Below are 19,370 nucleotides of genomic sequence, written 5' to 3'. Positions count from 1 at the left end.
CGAGAGAGCGGCGCCCGCCTTACTTCACCACCCTCGCCGCTTCCAGCAGCCGCTCGCTCGCGCTGGCCGTCGCCAGCACCGTGCCGTCTTCCGCCGTCAGCTTGGCCTCGACGAACGCGATCGTCCTGCCGAGCTGTGTTACCTTCGCTTCACCAATGATCGGCCCAGGCTTGGCGGGGCTGAGGAAATTCACGGTCATGCTGATGGTGGTGGTGTAGAGCCGGCCCTCGCTCATCACCAGCACGGCGGGACCCATGGTGTCGTCGAGCATGGCTGAAAGCATGCCGCCCTGGATGAAGCCCGCCGGATTGCAGAACTCGGGTTTGCCCTCGAAGGCGAGCCTGATCCAGCCCTCCTCGGGGCGAGCATCGAGCAGGCGCCATCCGAGCAGTTCGGCGCAAGGCGGCCTTGGAAAATTGTCGAGCGCGGTCTTGACCATTGGCAGCCTCCGTGTCGCGCCCTGATAGCTTAACGCTGCTGCCAGCGTGCTGTCAGGAGGATGCGCCCGACGAATGATCCAGCGCGTGCGCAATCACCTTGCGCATGACGTTGGGCAGCGCTTCGTCGGCAAGCGTCGCGATCGGCACCCAGCGCATGCCTGCGGGCGCGCAGGTGCGGGCTTCGGCCTTCGCGGTGTAGACCACCAGCTCCAGCGGAAAATGCGTGAAGACGTGGGTGACGACGCCTACCTTGCGCTGCCAGCGCGACAGCCCCTTCAGCTCCGGCGTCTGCTGCTTCGCCGTCGCATCCTCTTGTCCGGCGAGCCAGTCCGAGCCCGGGACTTCCGTCATGCCGCCGAGCAGGCCCTTCTCGGGTCTTGAGCGGACGAGCACTTCGTCACCGCGCGTCACCACGAAGGCTGCGCCCCGCCGCAGCGCTCCGCTCTTCTTCGGTGCCTTGCGCGGAAACGTCTCCTGGGTGCCTTGCGCGCGCGCCGTGCAATCCTCAATGAACGGGCACAGCGAGCAGGCCGGCTTCTTCGGCGTGCAGATCGAGGCGCCGAGATCCATCAGCGCCTGAGCGCTGTCGCCGGCGCGCGAGTTGGCGAGCAGAGTCGCCGCCAACTGCTGGATCAGCGGCTTTGCCTGCGGGAGCTCGTCTTCAACGGCAAAGAGCCGCGACACCACGCGCTCGATATTGCCGTCGACCGGCATGGTGTGGCGATCGAACGCGATCGCCGCAATCGCCGCCGCCGTGTAGGGTCCGATCCCCGGCAGCGCGCGCAGGCCCTCCTCGGTATCGGGAAAGGTGCCGCCATGCTCGCGCGTCACCGCGACCGCACAGGCGTGGAGATTGCGTGCACGTGAATAGTAGCCGAGCCCGGCCCACATCCGCAGCACGTCGTCCAGCGAGGCCCGCCCGAGCGCCGTGACGTCAGGCCAGCGCGCGACGAACTTTTCGAAATAGGGGCCGACCGCCTTCACCGTGGTCTGCTGCAGCATGATCTCGGACAGCCAGACGCGGTAAGGGTCCGACGCCTCGCCGGGCGCGGCGCGCCAGGGCAACCGGCGGCGATGACGGTCGTACCACTGGAGGAGCAGCGTCGGACGCGATGAGGTCTCCGGTAGAACTGGTTCCGATTTCACTTTCAGGGCGGATCTGCGGCTCATGCGCTCACTGTAACGGCCTCAAGCCGATCTCTCCACGTCATGCCCGCGCCGGTCGCGGGCATCCACGTCTTTCTTCGTGGTGGCCCGTCCGCAGTGCTATAAGGCTCCCATGTCCAAATCCGGTCCCATCTTCAAGCCCGGTCCCATCAGCGCAAAACCGCTCGGGACCCTGCTCAGCGACGTCTTTGCGGAGGCCTATGCCAAGCAGGGCTTTGCGGCGCGCGAGCTGGTGACGCGGTGGGCGCAGATCGCGGGACCCGAGATCGCCGCCCATGCCGAGCCGCTCAAGATGCAATGGCCGCGGCCGGTCGAGGGCCAGCCGCAGGAGCCGGCGACGCTGGTGCTGCGGGTCGAGGGACCGATGGCGCTGGAGATCCAGCACTCGGCCGACGTGATCCTGGAGCGGGTCAACCGCTTCTTCGGCTGGAGCGCGGTCGGCAAGCTGGCCTTCCGCCAGGCCCCCCTGTCGCGGCCGAGGGCCCGGAAGCGGCCCGGCCCGCCGGACCCCAAGGCGGTCGCCAAGGTGGCCGAGAGCCTGACCGACATCGAAGATGAACAATTGAAGTCGGCGCTGGCGCGGCTCGGGGCCGCCATCAAGCGAAATTGAGCCTCATTTCGCGGGCAATCTGGACCCGTCCTTGCGGCCCGCCATTGCCTCAAGCGACGTTTCAAGCTAGCGACAGGCCGCCCGGGCGGGAACCTTGACCCGATCCTTTGGGCGACACTTTGCCAATTCGGGAGCCGACCTTGATCATCACCCGCCGCGCCTTCACCACGATGCTGTCGCTGACCGGGCTTGCCGCGGTCGCCGGGCTCTCGCCGCTGCGGTTCATCTCCGAGGCGATGGCACAATCTGCCGCCGATGTGGCGAAGCCGGTGTCGCTGCCCGACATGGCGCTCGGCCCGAAGGACGCCGCCGTCACCATCACCGAATACGCCTCGATGACCTGCCCGCACTGTGCCGCCTTCAACGAGCAGGTGTTCCCCAAGATCAAGTCGGAGTACATCGACACCGGCAAGGTGCGTTACATCTTCCGCGAGTTCCCGCTCGACATCAAAGCGGCCGCCGGCTCGATGCTCTCGCGCTGCATCGCCAAGGACGACGCGCCGAAATACTTCGCCGTCACCGACATGCTGTTCCGCCAGCAGAGCGACTGGGTGTTGAAGAACACCACCGAGACCCTGACACGGATCGGCAAGCAGGCCGGCCTCACCCAGCAGCAGGTCGAAGCCTGCCTGAAGGACCAGGCGCTGCTCGACAAGATCGCCGCCGACCAGAAATATGCCAGCGACGTGTTGAAGGTGGATTCGACGCCGACCTTCTTCATCAACGGCGAGAAGATCAAGGGCGAGGCCTCGTTCGAGGAGTTCGCCAAGAAGATCAACCCGCTGCTGAAGAGCTGATTCGCTCGTCAAGATCCTGATTCGCATCTCGAAAGCCGTATCTTTCCCGGCATAAATCCCTTGGGAAAAGCGGCTTTCGCCGGTTGCCCTCGCGGCGCACCGCGGCCATTGTCCAGCCGCATGAGGCGCCTCGCGCGACTCGCCCCGGATAGCGACACTGCCTTCCATGGTATTGTCCCGGCAGGGGGATTCGCGCCTGCCAACAGAGATGCGTGCTTATGAAAATCACCCGCCTGCGACTTCACGGCTTCAAGTCCTTCGTTGAGCCCACGGACTTCGTCATCGAGCCCGGCCTGACCGGCGTGGTCGGTCCCAACGGCTGCGGCAAGTCGAATCTCGTCGAAGCGCTGCGCTGGGCGATGGGTGAAACGTCGTACAAGAGCTTGCGCGCCGCCGACATGGACGCGGTGATCTTTGCCGGCTCCGGCAACCGCCCCGCGCGCAACCACGCCGAAGTGACGATGACGATCGACAACGCCGATCGCACCGCGCCGGCGGCGATGAACGACAGCCAGCTGCTCGAAATCTCCCGCCGCATCGAGCGCGAGGCCGGCTCGGTCTACCGCATCAACGGCCGCGACGTGCGCGCCCGCGACGTGCAGATCCTGTTCGCCGATGCCGCCACCGGCGCGCGCTCGCCGGCCCTCGTCCACCAGGGCAAGATCGGCGAGATCATCCAGGCCAAGCCCGAGCAGCGTCGCCGCGTGCTGGAAGACGCCGCCGGCGTCGCCGGCTTGCACGCCCGCCGCCACGAGGCCGAGCTGCGCCTGAAGGCCGCCGAAACCAATCTCACCCGCGTCGAGGACGTGATCGGCCAGCTCTCGGGCCAGATGGAAGGCCTGAAGAAGCAGGCTCGCCAGGCCGTGCGCTACCGCGAGGTCGCGGCCAAGGTCCGCAAGGCCGAAGCCACCCTGTTCCATCTGCGCTGGATCGGCGCCCATGCGGACGTCAACGAATCCGGCCAGACCCATGATCTCGCGGTGCGCGAGATGGCCGAGCGCACCCAGCACCAGGCTGAAGCCGCCCGCATCCAGGCGATCCGCGCCGCCGAAATGCCGGCGCTGCGCGATGCCGAAGCGCGCGCTGCCGCCGGCCTCCAGCGCCTGACCAATGCCCGCGAGCTGCTCGACCGCGAGGAAGAGCGCGCCAAGGAGCGTGTCGCCGAACTCGAGCGCCGCCTCGCGCAGTTCGAAGGCGACATTTCCCGTGCTCAGCAACAAACCATGGACGCCGACGTCGCGCTGCAACGGCTCGACACCGAAGACGCCGAGCTGAAGGAAGAGATCAAGTCGCGCGTCGAGAAGCGCTCCGGCGTCGACGAGCGCGTCGGCGAAGCCGAGGCGGTGCTGACCGAGACCGAGCAGCAATTCGCCGAGCTCACCACCGCGCTCGCCGACCTCACCGCCAAGCGCAACCAGCTCGAGGCCAACGTCCGCACCCATCGCGACAAGCTCGCCCGGCTCGACCAGGAGATCGCGAACGTCACCGCCGAAGAGCAGAAGCTCACTGAAGCGACCGGCGGCTTCGGCGATCTCGACGAGCTGACCGCTCTGGTCGAGACCGCGGAGCAGACGCTGGCGGCTTCGGAAGCCGCGGCGCAGGCGAGCGAAGCCGCCCACGTCGCGGCACGCCAGACGCTGGAATCCTCGCGCTCGCCGCTGAACGAAGCCGACAAGCGCGTGCAGCGCCTCGAGACCGAGGCGCGCACGATCTCCAAGATCGTCAACGGCGAGACCAAGAATCTGTGGCCGCCGATCATCGACGGCATCACCGTCGACAAGGGTTTTGAAAAGGCGATCGGCGCCGCGCTCGGCGACGATCTCGACGCGCCGATCGACCCGTCGGCGCCGATGCGCTGGACCAATGTCGGACACACCGAAGGCGATCCGGAGCTGCCCGAAGGCGCCGTTCCGCTCTCCAACCATGTGCAGGCGCCTGCCGAGCTGGCCCGCCGCCTCGCCCAGATCGGCGTGGTGCCGCGCGAGCGCGGCGCCGAGCTGGTCTCGCAGCTCAAGACCGGCCAGCGGCTGGTCTCGCCCGAGGGCGACGTCTGGCGCTGGGACGGTTTTGTCGCCGCGGCGCATGCCCCGACCGGCGCGGCGCGCCGCCTTGCCGAGCGCGCCCGCCTCGTCGACATCGAGAACGAGCTGGAGCAGGCCCGCATCGACGCGCAGATCAAGCGTCAGGCGCTGGAGAATGCCGAGTCCGAATTGCAGATGGCCGCGAGCACCGAAGGTGCAAGCCGCGAAGCCTGGCGTGCCGCGCAGCGCGAGCTGAACGTCGCGCGCGAGCGTCACGCCACCGCCGAGCGCGAGATCAGCCGCCACGCCGCCCGCAAGGCGACGCTGTCGGAAGCGCACAGCCGTCTCGCCGCCGACCGTGCCGAGGCCGAGGCCGCCTACGAATACGCCGAGGCCGGCATCTCCGAGCTGCCGTCGAGCGAAGACACCGAGACCCGCCTCGCCGCCGTCCGCAGCGACATCGAGGCTCATCGCCGCATGGCCGCCCAGGTCCGCGCCGAGGCGCAGGCATTGGCGCGCGAGGCCGAGCTTGCCGATCGCCGCGTGCAGGCGATCCTCGCCGAGCGCACCGAGTGGGCGAACCGCAAGGAAAGCGCGGCCTCGCACATCGACACCATCCAGGCCCGTATCGCCGAGCTCACGATCGAGCGCAGCGATCTCGAAAACGCGCCGCAAGTGTTCGCCGAGAAGCGCAGCGCGCTGATCACCGAGATCGAATACGCCGAGAACGACCGCCGCATGGCCGCCGACGCACTCGCCACCGCGGAAACCGCGATGGCCGAGACCGACCGCGTCGCCAAGCTGACGCTCGAAGCGCTCTCCAGCTCGCGCGAGGCCACCGCGCGCGCCGAGGAGCGCATGGAAGGCGCCCGCCGCCGCCTGGAGGACATCGAGCGCGAGATCCGCGACATGCTCGAGGTCGAGCCGCAGGCCGTTGCCGGCCTCGCCGAGATCGAGCCGGGCGCGGAGCTGCCGCCGCTGCACGACATCGAGGAAGACCTCGAAAAGATGCGTCGCGACCGCGAGCGCCTTGGCGCCGTCAATTTGCGCGCCGAGGAAGAGCTGCGCGAGGTCGAGACCCAGCACACCGGTCTCGTCACCGAACGCGACGACCTGGTCGAAGCCATCAAGCGGCTGCGCCAGGGCATCCAGAGCCTCAACAAGGAGGCCCGCGAGCGGCTGCTGACCTCGTTCGAGGTCGTCAACAACCACTTCAAGCGCCTGTTCGTCGAGTTGTTCGGCGGCGGCGAGGCCGCGCTGCACCTGATCGAGAGCGACGATCCGCTGGAAGCCGGTCTCGAGATCATCGCAAAGCCGCCGGGCAAGAAGCCGCAGACGCTGTCGCTGCTCTCGGGCGGTGAGCAGGCGCTGACCGCGATGGCGCTGATCTTCGCCGTGTTCTTGACCAACCCTTCGCCGATCTGCGTGCTGGACGAAGTCGACGCGCCGCTCGACGATCACAACGTCGAACGCTACTGCAACCTCTTGCACGAGATGACCGGCTCGACCGACACGCGCTTCATCATCATCACCCACAATCCGATCACGATGGCGCGGATGAACCGGCTGTTCGGCGTCACCATGGCCGAGCGCGGCGTGTCGCAGCTGGTGTCGGTGAGCCTCGCCGAGGCGGTGGACATTCTCGACCAGAACGTGGCGTGATTTCGCAGTCGCGCCACACCCATTGCGTCATCATCCGCGAAGGCGGATGATCCAGTACGCCGCGGCTTCTCGGTTGACGGCACTGTCTCGGAGTACTGGATGCCCCGCCTTCGCGGGGCATGACTGCGGATGATGATCTCCCCCACCCTCCCCGCCGAACTGAAAGCCGCCCTCGACGGCAAACTGCAGGGCTTCTCCCGCACCGACGCGGCGCAGCGATCGCAGAAGATCTCGACCACCTACCGTGCCGGCGGCGGCTCCGGCACGATCAAGTCGGAGGCCGACGCGCTCGCCTACGCACTGGCGCGCATGCCCGCGACCTACGCGGCCGTGGCCGCGAGCCTGAACGCACTGACCGAGATTGTACCGAACCTCGCCCCAGAGACGCTGCTCGACGTCGGCGCAGGCCCGGGCACCGCGAGCTGGGCCGCCGCGGAGGCGTTTCCGTCGCTCCAAGACTTCACCCTGCTCGACGCCAATGCCACCCTGAGCCGCCTTGCGCTTGAACTGGCCCGCGACAGCACGCGCCTCGCCGAGTGCCGCTACCTGCCGGGCGATGCCGGTGCGAACCTCGCCGAGGTCTCGCAAGCCGATCTCGTGATTGCCAGCTACATCATCGGCGAGCTCGGCGAGAGCGACCAGCGCAAGCTTACGGAGGCCATGTGGACGAAAGCCCGCCACGCGCTGGTCGTGATCGAGCCCGGCACGCCCGCCGGCTACGCCCGCATCCTCGCGCTGCGCCAGCAGCTGATCGGGGCCGGGGCCTACGTCGCCGCCCCCTGCCCGCACGAAAACCCCTGCCCGCTCGCCGCGCCCGACTGGTGCCATTTCTCCCAGCGCCTGCCGCGCTCGCAGGCGCACCGCCAGATCAAGGGCGCCGACGTGCCGTTCGAGGACGAGCGCTTCATCTACGTCGCGCTGACCCGCACGCCGCCGGCGACGCGCGCCACACGCGTGCTGGCGCCGCCCGATGTCGGCAAGGCCGAAATCACGGCCAAGCTTTGCAGGGAGGAAGGTGTCGCCATCACGAAGGTGCCGCGGCGCGACAAGCTGGCCTATGCGGACGCAAGGCGTTGGCGCTGGGGAGATACGACGAGCTAAGTATCAAAGATTGAGACTGGTGCCGGCTACAACTCTTGCCGATTACCGGCTATCATGGGCCGCACTTCGGTCGGATCACCGCACAATGGTCGAACCTCATCCAACCGTCCTGGACGGAAAGCTCACCTACGTTACGTCCAAACCCAGTTCGGGCGCAGCCATCGGCGGGATCGTCATTGCCCTCGGCTTGATGTTGGTTTTCGCAAAGGGCGCGACCGGAACGGTCGTGACACCTGCAGGCGCGGCTGGGCTTCTCATCGCCCTCGTCGTGCTCGCGATCTCTCTGCTTCTGACGGTCATGCGACGCTGGACCGTGGAGTTCGATCTCACCGGTCAAAAGTTGACGATTTCGCAAAGCCTGCTTGGCCGCCCGAACACGATCGTTTTCGATTGTCCGCTCGACGAATGCACCCGGGTTGGAACGATGGAATACCGCAACGAGGGCGGAGTTAGTTACGGTGCCTATATCGAACTGAAGCAAGGTGGGAAATATTCCATTCCCCTGCCGAGCGGGACGCTTCGCGATGTCAGTCTCGCCGTATCGCATCTGGTGCGTGCCACCGGCATCCCCAGGTTCGATACCGTGGCGTAACCGGCAGCCGCCGTCATTGCCGAAAGTTAACCTCTTCGGGCCTTTTGCCTTGAACTCCAAGGGCTCCAGATCCGACCAAGTCTTGCCTCCCCTCTCCGCCGGGGCTCTCGCCCTGCGCCAAATTGGTCTACCCTAGCGCCCGCCTTCTTTCCCTCTTCAGGAGTTCTCCATGTCGACCGGCTGGATCGTTCTCGGCGTTGTCGTCGTCCTCGTGTTCCTGGCCTTCAGTGCCTACAACCGTCTGGTGGCGCTGAGCCAGCGCGTCGGCCAAGCCTTTGCCGATATCGACGTGCAGCTCAAGCAGCGCCACGATCTGGTCCCGAACCTGGTCGAGACGGTGAAAGGCTATGCATCGCATGAGCGCGGCACGCTCGACGACGTCATCAAGGCACGTAATTCGGCGATGTCGGCGCAGGGGCCGGCGCAGGTGTCCGCGGCCGAGACCCAGCTCTCCGGCGCGCTCGGCCGGCTGATCGCGCTGTCGGAGGCCTATCCGGACCTCAAGGCCAACGCCAATTTCCAGCAGCTCGCGAGCGAACTGTCGGACCTCGAAAACAAGATCGCGGCAAGCCGCCGCTTCTTCAATAACGCGGTCCAGGAATACAACACCGGCATCCAGCAGATGCCCGCCGCGCTGTTCGCCGGCATGTTCGGCTTCACCAAGAAGGACTTCTTCGATCTCGGCGCCAGCCGCACCGAGGTCGAGGCGGCGCCTCAGGTGAAGTTCTGATTGCCTAACATGTCCATTGTTTTTCTCCGTCATTCCGGGGCGTCGCAAAGCGACGAACTCGGAATCTCGAGGTTCCGGGTTCACGCCTTCGGCGCGCCCCGGAACGACAGACTTTGACGAAGTGGCGTCATGGCCGCGTATGGTCTCTACACGCACATCGCCTCGAACAAGTTTCGTTCGATGCTGCTGCTCGCCGGCCTGTTCGCGCTGGTCTATGTACTGGTCTATGCCGGCGCACTGGTCGCCGAAGTTCTGATCGACAGCAACCGGACCGTCGCCTTCTACCTGAGCCACGCCTTCCATGATCTGATCGTCGCTGCGCCCGTTGCAACGGTCGTGACGGCGGTCTGGGTCGTGATCGCCTATTTCTTCCACCAGTCGATGATCGACGCGGTGACCGGCGGCCACGACGTCACCCGGCAGGAAGAGCCGCGGCTCTATAATCTGCTCGAAAATCTCTGCATCTCGCGCGGCATCACCATGCCGAAGCTGAAGATCATGGAGAGCCCGGCGCTGAACGCGTTCGCGACCGGCCTCAACCCGCGGCAATATTCGGTCACCGTCACCACCGGCCTCCTCAACGCGCTGAACGACAAGGAGATCGAGGCGGTGCTGGGCCACGAACTGACCCACATCAGGAACGGCGACGTGCAGCTGATGGTGGTCGCCGTCATCATCGCCGGCGTCGTCGGCTTCTTCGGCGAATTGTTCTTCCGCCTGTTCACCAATTTGAGCTGGAACTCCGGCGGCTCGTGGTCCTCGGGCTCCTCCTCGTCGTCGCGCTCGTCCTCGTCGTCGAGCGACAGCAAGAGCTCCGGCGGCGGCGCGGTGATCGTCATCATCATCGCGGTCGTGCTGATCGTGGTGGCCTGGCTGATGTCGCAGGTGGTGAAGCTCGCATTGTCGCGCTCGCGCGAATATCTCGCCGACGCCGGCTCGGTCGAGCTGACGAAAGATCCGGACGCCATGATCTCGGCGCTGCGCAAGATCGAGAATCGCGGCGAGCTGCCGGGCGCAACTTCGGCGGTGATGGAGCTCTGCGTCGACAATCCGCGCGAGGGCTTTGCCGACCTGTTCGCGACCCACCCTTCCGTGCAGTCCCGGGTCGACGCGCTGGTCAAGTTCGCCGGCGGCCATGATCCCGGTCCGCTGCCCGACCCCACTGACGAGACGGATCAGCCCGAGACGGACCAACCCGAGACGAAGGATGCCCCGCCGCCGCTGTCGCAGGGGCCATGGGGCGATGCAGCCGGTCCAGCCAATCCGCCGCCCGTTCCCGCACCACGCCCCTCAGAGGCCCCGACAGCCAATCCGATGGGACCGTGGGGCCGTCACTGAGCCATGTGATCGACCGCGGTTCGTTGCGGGTTTGACACCGATCGGGAAAAACCTCGGGAATTGCCGCAACCGGGGCGCAAGGAATTGAATTCTCCCTTGTTTCTGCCATCTTCGCGCCCAACAGCAGACTTGGGACGTCTTTCGGGACATCGATTTGGGGCCCGGCCGATTGCGACCTCGCGATCGGGGGCGCGCGTTAGGGGACAGCAATGGCAAAGCCGGCAGTGGTTGTGGTGGGCGCGGACAAGGGCGGGGTCGGCAAGACCACGGTATCGCGCACCCTGCTCGATTATTTCTCAGCCAACAACGTGCCGACGCGCGCCTTCGACACGGAGTCGCCGCGCGGAACCCTGAAGCGCTTCCACCCTGACATCACCGAGATCGTCGACATGACGACGACGTCGGACCAGATGAAGATCTTCGACACGCTCAACGCGGTGAGCCCGTCGGTGACCGTGATCGACGTCCGCGCCGGCCTGCTCTCGCCGGCGCTGGCCTCGCTGCGCGACATCGGCTTCCTCGACGCCGCCAAGGCCGGCCAGATCACCTTCGCGGTGTTCCACATCCTCGGACCCTCGATCGCCTCGCTGGAGGAGATCGCCGAGACCGCGGGCTTCATGACCGGCGCGAAATATTTCCTGGTCAAGAACTTCATCAACGACACCCAGTTCTTCCAGTGGGACCAGGCGACCTATAATTCCTACTTCCATCGCATCAAGGACGCGACCGAGCTCACCATCCCCAAGCTCAACGAAATGGCCTATGAGCAGGTCGAGGTGTCCTCCGTCCCGTTCCTGAAATTCGTCGCCAACAAGGGCATCAGCGACGAGGCCGCGAACTATTCCTTCGTGCTGCGCGGCTACGTCCGGCACTGGCTGGCCAATGTCTGGAGCGAGTTCGACCGCATCCGCCTGACCGACATCGTCGGTTCGAAGCCTGCGACCCGCAACACCGAAAAATAGTTGCGGACCCCGGACGGATTCGGCTGGATTGGGCGACAAGTTCGCTCAAATAATAGCCTGCAATGTCCGCAACGCCCGTCTACATCATCTGCTCGCCCCGCCCGCAGGTCGGCAAGACCCTGCTGGCGCGGCTGTTGAGCGAATTCCTGTTGCTCAAGAACGGCAACGTCGCGGCCTTCGACGTCAACCTGAAGGAACCGTCGCTGCTGGACTATTTGCCGAAGATCACCGAGACCGCCGACGTGATCGACACCTACGGCAAGATGCAGCTGATGGACCGCGTCATCATCGATGACGGGCTCGCCAAGGTGATCGACCTCGGCTTCCACGCCTTCGACGAGTTCTTCAAGATGACCGAGGAGATCGGCCTGCTCAAGGAGGCGGCACGCCGTCACGTCGCGCCGCAGATCCTGTTCGTTGCCGACACCGACCGCGTCTCGGCCCGCGCCCACGAGATGCTGCGCGGGCAGATCCCGCGGATGAACCTGATCACGGTGGACAACGAATATGTCGTGCGCGGCGAGCTGCCGCCTGCGATGGAAGGCGGGCGGCTGTTCCGCCTGCCCGCGCTGCCGGGGTTCCTCAAGACCTATATCGACCGGCTCAGCTTCTCCTTCACCGGCTATCTGCGCCAGGAGAAGGACCACTCCACCGAGCTGCACCAGTGGACCCGCAGGAATTACCTCGCGTTCCGCGAGCTGGAGCTCAATCTGATTCTGCAGCGGTCGTAGGTTATTTTACCCGGATAATATTGACTGCGGGCTGGAGCGGGCTTATTGAGGCGGACATCGGTATCCCTCAACAAGGTCCTATCCCCCGTGAGCATCGACCGGAAAGCAGCGATCGCAGCCTACAAGGAGCGGAAGACCGTTGCGGGCATCTACGTCGTCCGCTGCGCGGCCTCAGGCGAGGCCTGGGTCGGCCAGGCGCCGAACCTGGAGACGATCCAGAACCGCATCTGGTTCTCGCTGCGCCAGGGCAGCCACACCTGCCGCGGTCTCCAGGCGGCCTGGAACGCGCATGGCGAGGCAGGCCTGACCTTCGGCGAATGCGAGCGTCTGGAGGATGAGGAGAGCGCCTATGTCAGGAACGCCCTCCTGAAGGATCGCGTGCTGCACTGGCAGGCCGAGTTGAAGGCAGAGGCGATCTGACGATCGCGCCGACCTTTAGTGCCCCTCGAACGTCATCAGCGTGCGCACCGGCACGTCCATGGCGCGCAGCTTGGCGGCGCCGCCGAGCTCGGGCAGGTCGATGATGAAGCAAGCGGCGACGACGTTGGCGCCGATCTGGCGCAGCAGCTTCACCGCGCCCTCGGCGGTGCCGCCGGTGGCGATGAGGTCGTCGACCAGAATCACGCGCTCGCCGGGCTGGATCGCGTCGACGTGCATCTCCATCTCGTCGATGCCGTATTCGAGCGAATAGGCGATGCGCACCGTGGTGTGCGGCAGCTTGCCCTTCTTGCGGATCGGCACGAAGCCGGCCGAGAGCTGATGCGCCACCGCGCCGCCGATGATGAAGCCGCGCGCCTCCATGCCGGCGACCTTGTCGATCTTGTTGCCGGCCCAGGGATTGACGAGTTCGTCCACCGCGCGGCGGAAGGCGCGCGCATCCGCGAGCAGGGTCGTGATGTCGCGGAACATGATCCCCGGCTTGGGATAGTCGGGAATGGTGCGGACGCTCGCCTTCAGATCGTGGTCAAAGGTCATGGTTATCTCGCTCTGGCTTTTCCACCGTCATTGCGAGCAAAGCGAAGCAATCCAGTTCTTCCGCGGCAGCAGTCTGGATCGCTTCGTCGCTTCGCTCCTCGCAATGACGGCCCTTACTCAACTCGCCCCAGCACCCAGCCGGAACGCATTCTCAACGATACGTAGTCCCACCTCGCCGCCGAGCGACATCAGCGATTCCGGGTGGAATTGCACCCCGGCGACCGGCAGGGTCTTGTGCTCCAGCGCCATGGCGACGCCGTCCTCGGTGCTCGCGGTGACATCAAGCACCTCCGGCATGCTGTCGCGCTCGACGAAGAGCGAGTGATAGCGGCCGATGACGATCTCGTTCGGCAGGTTGCGCATCAGGCGGCCGCCGCGCACCTGGACCCGCGAGGGACGGCCATGGGCGGGATGGGTGAGCTGGCCGAGCTCGCCGCCGAAATATTCGCCGATCGCCTGCACGCCGAGGCAGACGCCGAACACCGGCAGCTTCTTCTCCAGCGCCGCATCGATGGTCTTCCTGATCCCGAAATCCTCAGGGCGCCCGGGGCCGGGTGACAGCACCAGCAAGTCCCACCTCTTCTGCTTGAGCATGTCGAGCGCATGCACATAGCGGACCACGGTGACGCTGGCGCCAACCTGGCGGAAATAGTCGGCGAGCATGTGCACGAAGCTGTCGTCGTGATCGATCAGCAGCACCTGCTTGCCCGAGCCGGTGGCATCGGGCGCGAAGGTCGAGAGCGGCTTCGGCGGATCGCCGCGCAGCGCCTGGAACAGCGCTGCCGCCTTGACCTGGCATTCGCGGTCTTCCGCGGCGGGGTCGGAGTCGAACAGGCAGGTGGCGCCGACGCGCACTTCGGCAAGGCCATCCTTCATGCGGATGGTGCGGATGGTGAGGCCGGTGTTGATGCTGCCGTCGAAATTCACAGCTCCAATGGCGCCGGCGTACCAGCGCCGCGGCGATCGCTCGTGATCCTCGACGAACTGCATCGCCCACAGCTTCGGCGCACCGGTGACGGTGACGGCCCAGGCATGGGTGAGGAAGGCATCGAGCGCATCGAAGCCGGGGCGCAGCATGCCCTCGACGTGATCGACGGTGTGGAACAGTTTTGAGTAGGTCTCGATCTGCCGCCGTGCCAAGACCTTGATCGTGCCGGGCACGCAGACGCGCGCCTTGTCGTTGCGATCGACGTCGGTGCACATGTTGAGCTCGAACTCGTCCTTCTCCGAGTTCAGGAGCTGGCGGATCTGCTCGGCATCGCCGATCGCATCAAGGCCGCGTGCGATCGTGCCCGAGATCGGGCAGGTCTCGACGCGCCGGCCGTCCGAGCGCACGAACATTTCCGGCGAAGCCGAGACGAGAAACTCGCCTTCACCGAGATTCATCAGCGCGCCATAAGGCGACGGGTTGATGACGCAGAGGCGCTGGAACACTTCGGCCGGCGAGCGATCGCAGGGTTCGGCGAACAGCTGGCCCGGCACGGCCTCGAACAGATCGCCGCGGGCAAACGCCGCGCGCGCGGTTTCGACGGTCGCCTGATATTCGCCGGGGGCGTGATCGGCAAAGCCCTGGCGCGGTGTCTTCAGATACGGGCTGTCGGCGGTCTCGCGCGGCAGACCCTCCGTGGATTTGCCCTTCCAGGCGAAGTCGTAAGAAAGCACCACGCCGCGGCCGGTGGCGCGGTCATAGGCCAGCAGGCGATCGGGTACGTACAGCACGATGTCGCGCTGGTCGGCTTCCCGCGCGCGCTTCTGCACGAGGTCCTCGATCTGGAACACGAGGTCATAGGCGAAGGCGCCGAACAGGCCGAGCAGCCCGTCATCGTTGGTGGAGAAGGCGGCGACGAGGTCGCGCACCAGCGACATCACGCTGGCGCGCCGCGTGCGCTGGTCTTCCTCGACCGGGGCATCGCCGCGGATGATGTGGCCGGCAAGCCGCGTCGCCGTCCTCTCGGAGATGACGACACAGGGCTCGCGCAAAACGTCAGCGAGGAAGGCGATCAGCACCTGCCCGCGCGCGTTCAGCGCTTCCAGCTTGAAATTGACGCCTGATGTCTCGAGCTTGAGCGGCGGATCGGAGAAGCCGAGGTCGAAACTCTCGTAGCGGCCGGGCACGGTCGTGCCCGAGGACAGCACCACGCCGCGGCGGCGGTCGAGCAGGCTTACGAGATCGTCGAGCCTGTTGGCGCCGCCGGTGAACTGCTCCGCCACGCGCGTGATCGCGAGACCGGCGCGGGTCGCGTACTCACTTCTGGCCGGGAGGGCAAAGACTGTCCTGTTCATGTGATCCTCTTGGGGTCCTCTTACGAGACTTGCCGAGGGAACGCCACACAGGACAAACGATCAGGCCGCCGCGCTGTGCTGGCGACCTTCGACGATTTTGAGAAAAGAAATCGCACCGGCCACCTCGTCAGGAGGTGCGCCACCAAAGACGGGCTGGGCGGTCGGCGGTGCTCATGGGCGGGATACTCACCATGGCGCGGGGGCGGCGTCAAGGGCCGGAACCTGGGCCGGTTCGGACTGAAGTGCCCGCCAGCCGGGGATTGCTGCGCGTGACTATAGCTCGTCGGCCTGAGGCACCCAGTCGAATTTGCGTTTCTTCCGATCCCATTTCAGGACAGAGCTCTCGTCGCATTCCATGCACGCCGAGGCGACCAGCGTGCCGCCCTTCCCCTTCCGAAGCGCGCCGAACTGACGATCTGTGTGCACAGCGTTGACAAACCGGACCTTGGGCTTTCCGTCGGCGGGGTGATCGAGGATCAGGATGAACCGGCCCTTCGGACCGGCGCAATCCTGAAAAACGCCAACCACCGCGACCTGTCTTGCCGCCGTGTCGTCGAAGCGGCCTTCGACGGCAAACGACATGCCGGCTGACTGCATCACATCGACGCCACCTTCGAACAGAAGCTCTTTCGGAATCAGGTCCTTGCGGAATTCAGTCGCCTTGCACCAGCTCTTGCGGATCTGGTTCGCGGGGATGCCGCGAACCTCGGTCGTGAATGGATGGAAATCCGCAATGACCCACCAGGCCTCTTTCTTGAGGTCGCCGTTCAGCGTGACGAATGCCTGCTGCGCCGCCGCCTGAGCCGTCGTCAGCGCGGTGACGCTGGCAACGCCGACCATCGATCCAATGATCAGCCCAAGAAGGCGCGTGAAAGACGACGTCGACATGCTCCGTCGCTCCCGATCGGTCGCTCCGGTCTCACCCCAAATGCTTCCTGAAAAACTCCGTCGCCCTGCCCCAGGCGAGCTCGGCGGCCTCGCGGTCGTGCACGGCCTGGCGCTGCTCGTTGACGAAGGCGTGCTCGGCGTCATAGCGGAACAGCTCGAGCGACTTGCCGGCGGCCTTCATGGCCTTCTCGAAGCCGCCCACCAGCTCCGGCGTGCACCAATCGTCCTTGTTGGCGAAATGGGCCTGCAGCGGGATCTTGACGTCGGCGGGCTTAGCCGCCTGCTCCGGCGGGATGCCGTAGAACACGACGCCGGCGGCGAGCTCCGGGATTTTGGTCGCGCCGATGATGGTCACGGCGCCGCCGAGGCAGAAGCCTGTGAGCCCGACCTTGGCGCCGTTGCGCGACAGGTACTGCGCGGCGCCGCGCACGGTCTGCGTGGTGGCGTCCATGAAGTCGAGCGAGTTCATCTCCTTGTTGGCGCTCTCCGTGTCGTGATACGGCACCACCTTGCCCTTGTAGAGATCGGGCGCCAGCGCATCGAAGCCGGCGAGCGCGAAGCGGTCGCACAGGCCCTTGATCTGGTCCGACAGGCCCCACCATTCCTGGATCACGACCACGCCCGGCGCGTTGCCGCGCGCGGCATTGGCGAGATAGCCCGATGCGTCCTTGCCGTCCGGGCGCTTGAAGGTGATGGCGGTTCCCATGGTGTCCTCCGGGTGAGTTTTTGGGGGAGCGGTTGGCGGTATTTTGGCGGGTGAGCGAGCGATACGCAATCGCGCCAAACAACGCACTCTCGTGCCCCGGATGCCGCGCAGCGCGCCGCCCTTGCGGCGTGATGCGCTGCTGAGCCGGGGCCCACCCACGAGCATTCTGGATCCCGGCTCGCGCTTCGCGCGTCCGGGACACGGGCCCAACAAAAAAGCCCCCTTGCGGGGGCTTTTTCATTTCGTCTTGTCGCGCGCCGCTCAGTGCGAGTCGGCCCAGACCTTCTTCTTGGTGAAGTACATCAGGCCGGCGAAGATGATCAGGAACACGAACACCTGGAAGCCGAGGCGCTTGCGCGCTTCCATGTGCGGTTCGGCGGTCCACATCAGGAACGTGGTGACGTCCTTGGAGTACTGCGCGACCGTGGTCGGGGAGCCGTCGTCATAGGTCACCTGGCCGTCGCTGAGCGGCTTCGGCATCTTGATGGCGTGGCCCGGGAAGTACCTGTTGAAGTACGAGCCCTCCGGGATGGTGACGCCCTCCGGCACCTTCTCCTCAAACCCCTGAAGCACCGCCGCGACGTAGTCCGGGCCCTGCTCCTGATACTGGGTGAAGAAGTCGAAGATGAACCAGGGGAAACCGCGCTTGTAGGAGCGCGCCTTGGTGATCAGCGACAGGTCGGGCGGCGCCGCGCCGCCGTTCGCCGCACGCGCGGCCTGCTCGTTCGGGAACGGCGAGGGGAAATAATCCGCCGGCCGGCCCGGGCGCTCGAACATGTCGCCGGCGTCGTTCGGGCCGTCCTTGACCTTGTACTCGGAGGCGAAGGCCGCCGCCTGCGCCACGGAATAGCTGGGTCCACCGGGCTCCGCGAGGTTGCGGAAGGCGACATAGGACAGGCCGTGGCAGCTGGCGCAGACTTCCTTGTAGACCTTCAGGCCGCGCTGGAGCGCGCCGCGGTCGAACTTGCCGAAGGGACCGGCGAACGACCATTTGTTGCCCGGGGGCGTGTCGCTGCCTTCGGAGGCGCGGGCGTCCTGCAAGCTGCCGAGGAACAGCGCGCCGGCGGCGACCAGCGCGACCGCGACGGAAGCCACGGCCTTGCTGCCCTTGGCGAGAATCGCCTCCGAGATCGAGTTCGGCACCGGCCGCGGCGTCTCGATGCGCGAGAGCAGCGGCAGCACGATCAGGAAGTAGGCGAAGTAGCAGACCGTCAGGACGCGGCCGGCGACCACGTAGATGCCCTCCGGCGGCTGCGCGCCGAGATAGCCGAGCAGGATGCAGACCGCGACGAAGATCCAGAAGAACTGCTTGGCCAGCGGGCGGTACTTCGACGACCTGGTCTTGGCGGCATCGAGCCAGGGCAGGAAGCACAGGATGATGATCGCCCCGAACATCGCGATGACACCCGCGAGCTTGTTCGGAATCGAGCGCAGGATCGCGTAGAACGGCAGGTAATACCATTCCGGCACGATGTGCGGCGGCGTCACGCCCGGGTTCGCCGGAATGTAGTTGTCGGCATCGCCCAGGTAGTTCGGCATGTAGAAGATGAACCAGGCGTAGAGCAGCATGAAGCAGGCGACGCCGAACATGTCCTTGATGGTCGCGTGCGGCGTGAACGGCACCGTGTCCTTTTCCGTCTTCGGCTCGACGCCGTCAGGGTTGTTCTGGCCGGCGACGTGCAGCGCCCAAACGTGGAGCACCACGACGCCCGCGATCACGAACGGCAAGAGATAGTGCAGCGAGAAGAAGCGGTTCAGCGTCGGGTTGCCGACCGAATAGCCGCCCCACAGCAGCGTCACGATGCTCTCGCCGACATAGGGAATGGCGGAGAACAGGTTGGTGATGACGGTGGCGCCCCAGAAGCTCATCTGGCCCCAGGGAAGCACGTAGCCCATGAAGCCGGTCGCCATCATCAGGAGGTAGATGATGACGCCGAGGATCCACAACACCTCGCGCGGCTCCTTGTACGACCCGTAGTAAAGGCCGCGGAACATGTGGACGTAGACGGCGACGAAGAACATCGAGGCACCGACCGCGTGCATGTTGCGCAGCAGCCAGCCGTAGTTCACGTCACGGACGATCAGCTCGACCGACTTGAAGGCGAGATCGGCATTCGGCGTGTAGTGCATCGCCAGGATCACGCCGGTCAGGATCTGCATCCCCAGCATGAAGGAGAGGATGGCGCCGAAGGTCCACCAGTAGTTCAGGTTGCGCGGGGTGGGATAGGCGACGAAGGAGGAATGGATGAGACCAAAGATCGGCAGACGTCGCTCGATCCATTGCAGGGCCGGATTGCTCGGCTGGTAGTCGGATGGTCCGCTCATGATGCGATCCTGAGGAAATAGTACGACGAGACGGCGCGAAGC

The 19,370-nt window shown here is 65.8% G+C and carries 17 protein-coding genes; 10 read left to right on the top strand and 7 right to left on the bottom strand.

The annotated features are described in order from the left end of the window. Window positions 1–19 precede the first annotated feature (19 nt). Window positions 20–439 (bottom strand): PaaI family thioesterase, encoded by a 420-nt coding sequence (locus IQ16_RS34385; protein ID WP_018648822.1) that lies wholly within the window; start codon window positions 437–439, stop codon window positions 20–22. Window positions 440–491: 52 nt separating this feature from the next. Then, complete coding sequence (gene mutY, locus IQ16_RS34380) at window positions 492–1,610, bottom strand: A/G-specific adenine glycosylase (protein ID WP_026312978.1); 1,119 nt, start codon at window positions 1,608–1,610, stop codon at window positions 492–494. Between the two features lie 109 nt (window positions 1,611–1,719). Here mutY and IQ16_RS34375 point away from each other — a divergent pair, with 109 nt between their 5' ends. From IQ16_RS34375 to IQ16_RS34330, 10 genes are all read left to right on the top strand, one after another. Beyond that, window positions 1,720–2,217 (top strand): DUF721 domain-containing protein, encoded by a 498-nt coding sequence (locus tag IQ16_RS34375; protein ID WP_018648823.1) that lies wholly within the window; start codon window positions 1,720–1,722, stop codon window positions 2,215–2,217. 140 nt (window positions 2,218–2,357) lie between these two features. Then, window positions 2,358–3,014, top strand: a complete 657-nt coding sequence (locus tag IQ16_RS34370) for a DsbA family protein (protein ID WP_018648824.1) — start codon at window positions 2,358–2,360, stop codon at window positions 3,012–3,014. Window positions 3,015–3,232: 218 nt separating this feature from the next. After that, on the top strand, window positions 3,233–6,697 hold the full coding sequence (gene smc, locus IQ16_RS34365) for a chromosome segregation protein SMC (protein WP_018648825.1): 3,465 nt from the start codon (window positions 3,233–3,235) through the stop codon (window positions 6,695–6,697). A gap of 129 nt (window positions 6,698–6,826) precedes the next feature. Next, window positions 6,827–7,798, top strand: a complete 972-nt coding sequence (locus tag IQ16_RS34360; RefSeq protein WP_018648826.1) for a small ribosomal subunit Rsm22 family protein — start codon at window positions 6,827–6,829, stop codon at window positions 7,796–7,798. An 85-nt stretch (window positions 7,799–7,883) separates the two neighbouring features. Next, entirely contained in the window at window positions 7,884–8,390 is a 507-nt protein-coding gene (locus IQ16_RS34355) for a hypothetical protein (protein ID WP_018648827.1), read from the top strand. A 169-nt stretch (window positions 8,391–8,559) separates the two neighbouring features. Next, window positions 8,560–9,120, top strand: a complete 561-nt coding sequence (locus tag IQ16_RS34350; RefSeq protein WP_018648828.1) for a LemA family protein — start codon at window positions 8,560–8,562, stop codon at window positions 9,118–9,120. Window positions 9,121–9,249: 129 nt separating this feature from the next. After that, window positions 9,250–10,458: a M48 family metallopeptidase gene (locus IQ16_RS34345; RefSeq protein ID WP_145832008.1), complete on the top strand. Its 1,209-nt coding sequence runs from the start codon at window positions 9,250–9,252 to the stop codon at window positions 10,456–10,458. Window positions 10,459–10,667: 209 nt separating this feature from the next. Beyond that, entirely contained in the window at window positions 10,668–11,420 is a 753-nt protein-coding gene (locus tag IQ16_RS34340; RefSeq protein ID WP_018648829.1) for a P-loop NTPase family protein, read from the top strand. A gap of 62 nt (window positions 11,421–11,482) precedes the next feature. After that, a complete protein-coding gene (locus IQ16_RS34335) occupies window positions 11,483–12,151 on the top strand; it encodes a hypothetical protein (RefSeq protein ID WP_018648830.1) in 669 nt (222 codons plus the stop codon). Window positions 12,152–12,238: 87 nt separating this feature from the next. Then, window positions 12,239–12,571, top strand: coding sequence for a GIY-YIG nuclease family protein (locus IQ16_RS34330; RefSeq protein WP_018648831.1), 333 nt, complete (start codon window positions 12,239–12,241; stop codon window positions 12,569–12,571). Between the two features lie 15 nt (window positions 12,572–12,586). Here the strand turns inward: IQ16_RS34330 and IQ16_RS34325 are convergent, their stop codons facing one another. The 5 genes from IQ16_RS34325 to fbcH form a co-directional block, all read right to left on the bottom strand. Further along, a complete protein-coding gene (locus tag IQ16_RS34325) occupies window positions 12,587–13,126 on the bottom strand; it encodes an adenine phosphoribosyltransferase (protein ID WP_011085277.1) in 540 nt (179 codons plus the stop codon). Window positions 13,127–13,243: 117 nt separating this feature from the next. After that, window positions 13,244–15,409 (bottom strand): anthranilate synthase component I, encoded by a 2,166-nt coding sequence (locus IQ16_RS34320; RefSeq protein ID WP_018648832.1) that lies wholly within the window; start codon window positions 15,407–15,409, stop codon window positions 13,244–13,246. A gap of 273 nt (window positions 15,410–15,682) precedes the next feature. Next, entirely contained in the window at window positions 15,683–16,297 is a 615-nt protein-coding gene (locus IQ16_RS34315) for a hypothetical protein (RefSeq protein ID WP_018648833.1), read from the bottom strand. A 31-nt stretch (window positions 16,298–16,328) separates the two neighbouring features. Continuing rightward, on the bottom strand, window positions 16,329–17,003 hold the full coding sequence (locus IQ16_RS34310) for a dienelactone hydrolase family protein (protein ID WP_018648834.1): 675 nt from the start codon (window positions 17,001–17,003) through the stop codon (window positions 16,329–16,331). 261 nt (window positions 17,004–17,264) lie between these two features. Next, the gene (fbcH, locus tag IQ16_RS34305; RefSeq protein ID WP_018648835.1) at window positions 17,265–19,328 is read right to left on the bottom strand and encodes a cytochrome b/c1; all 2,064 of its coding nucleotides are present in this window, start codon (window positions 19,326–19,328) and stop codon (window positions 17,265–17,267) included. Between the last annotated feature and the right edge of the window lie 42 nt (window positions 19,329–19,370).

It is taken from the genome of Bradyrhizobium huanghuaihaiense, from assembly GCF_007830635.1.
Classification (GTDB): Bacteria; Pseudomonadota; Alphaproteobacteria; order Rhizobiales; family Xanthobacteraceae; genus Bradyrhizobium; species Bradyrhizobium huanghuaihaiense.
The sequence above is the reverse complement of the archived record's forward strand: the minus strand, read 5'-3'. Positions and strand labels throughout refer to the sequence as shown.

Excerpts from the sequence above, each read along its gene's own strand:
- IQ16_RS34385 (WP_018648822.1), bottom strand. The coding sequence starts at position 439 with ATGGTCAAGACCGCGCTCGACAATTTTCCAAGGCCGCCTTGCGCCGAA.
- mutY (WP_026312978.1), bottom strand. The coding sequence starts at position 1,610 with ATGAGCCGCAGATCCGCCCTGAAAGTGAAATCGGAACCAGTTCTACCG.
- IQ16_RS34375 (WP_018648823.1), top strand. The coding sequence starts at position 1,720 with ATGTCCAAATCCGGTCCCATCTTCAAGCCCGGTCCCATCAGCGCAAAA.
- smc (WP_018648825.1), top strand. The coding sequence starts at position 3,233 with ATGAAAATCACCCGCCTGCGACTTCACGGCTTCAAGTCCTTCGTTGAG.
- IQ16_RS34360 (WP_018648826.1), top strand. The coding sequence starts at position 6,827 with ATGATGATCTCCCCCACCCTCCCCGCCGAACTGAAAGCCGCCCTCGAC.
- IQ16_RS34355 (WP_018648827.1), top strand. The coding sequence starts at position 7,884 with ATGGTCGAACCTCATCCAACCGTCCTGGACGGAAAGCTCACCTACGTT.
- IQ16_RS34350 (WP_018648828.1), top strand. The coding sequence starts at position 8,560 with ATGTCGACCGGCTGGATCGTTCTCGGCGTTGTCGTCGTCCTCGTGTTC.
- IQ16_RS34345 (WP_145832008.1), top strand. The coding sequence starts at position 9,250 with ATGGCCGCGTATGGTCTCTACACGCACATCGCCTCGAACAAGTTTCGT.
- IQ16_RS34340 (WP_018648829.1), top strand. The coding sequence starts at position 10,668 with ATGGCAAAGCCGGCAGTGGTTGTGGTGGGCGCGGACAAGGGCGGGGTC.
- IQ16_RS34335 (WP_018648830.1), top strand. The coding sequence starts at position 11,483 with ATGTCCGCAACGCCCGTCTACATCATCTGCTCGCCCCGCCCGCAGGTC.
- IQ16_RS34325 (WP_011085277.1), bottom strand. The coding sequence starts at position 13,126 with ATGACCTTTGACCACGATCTGAAGGCGAGCGTCCGCACCATTCCCGAC.
- IQ16_RS34320 (WP_018648832.1), bottom strand. The coding sequence starts at position 15,409 with ATGAACAGGACAGTCTTTGCCCTCCCGGCCAGAAGTGAGTACGCGACC.
- IQ16_RS34315 (WP_018648833.1), bottom strand. The coding sequence starts at position 16,297 with ATGTCGACGTCGTCTTTCACGCGCCTTCTTGGGCTGATCATTGGATCG.
- IQ16_RS34310 (WP_018648834.1), bottom strand. The coding sequence starts at position 17,003 with ATGGGAACCGCCATCACCTTCAAGCGCCCGGACGGCAAGGACGCATCG.
- fbcH (WP_018648835.1), bottom strand. The coding sequence starts at position 19,328 with ATGAGCGGACCATCCGACTACCAGCCGAGCAATCCGGCCCTGCAATGG.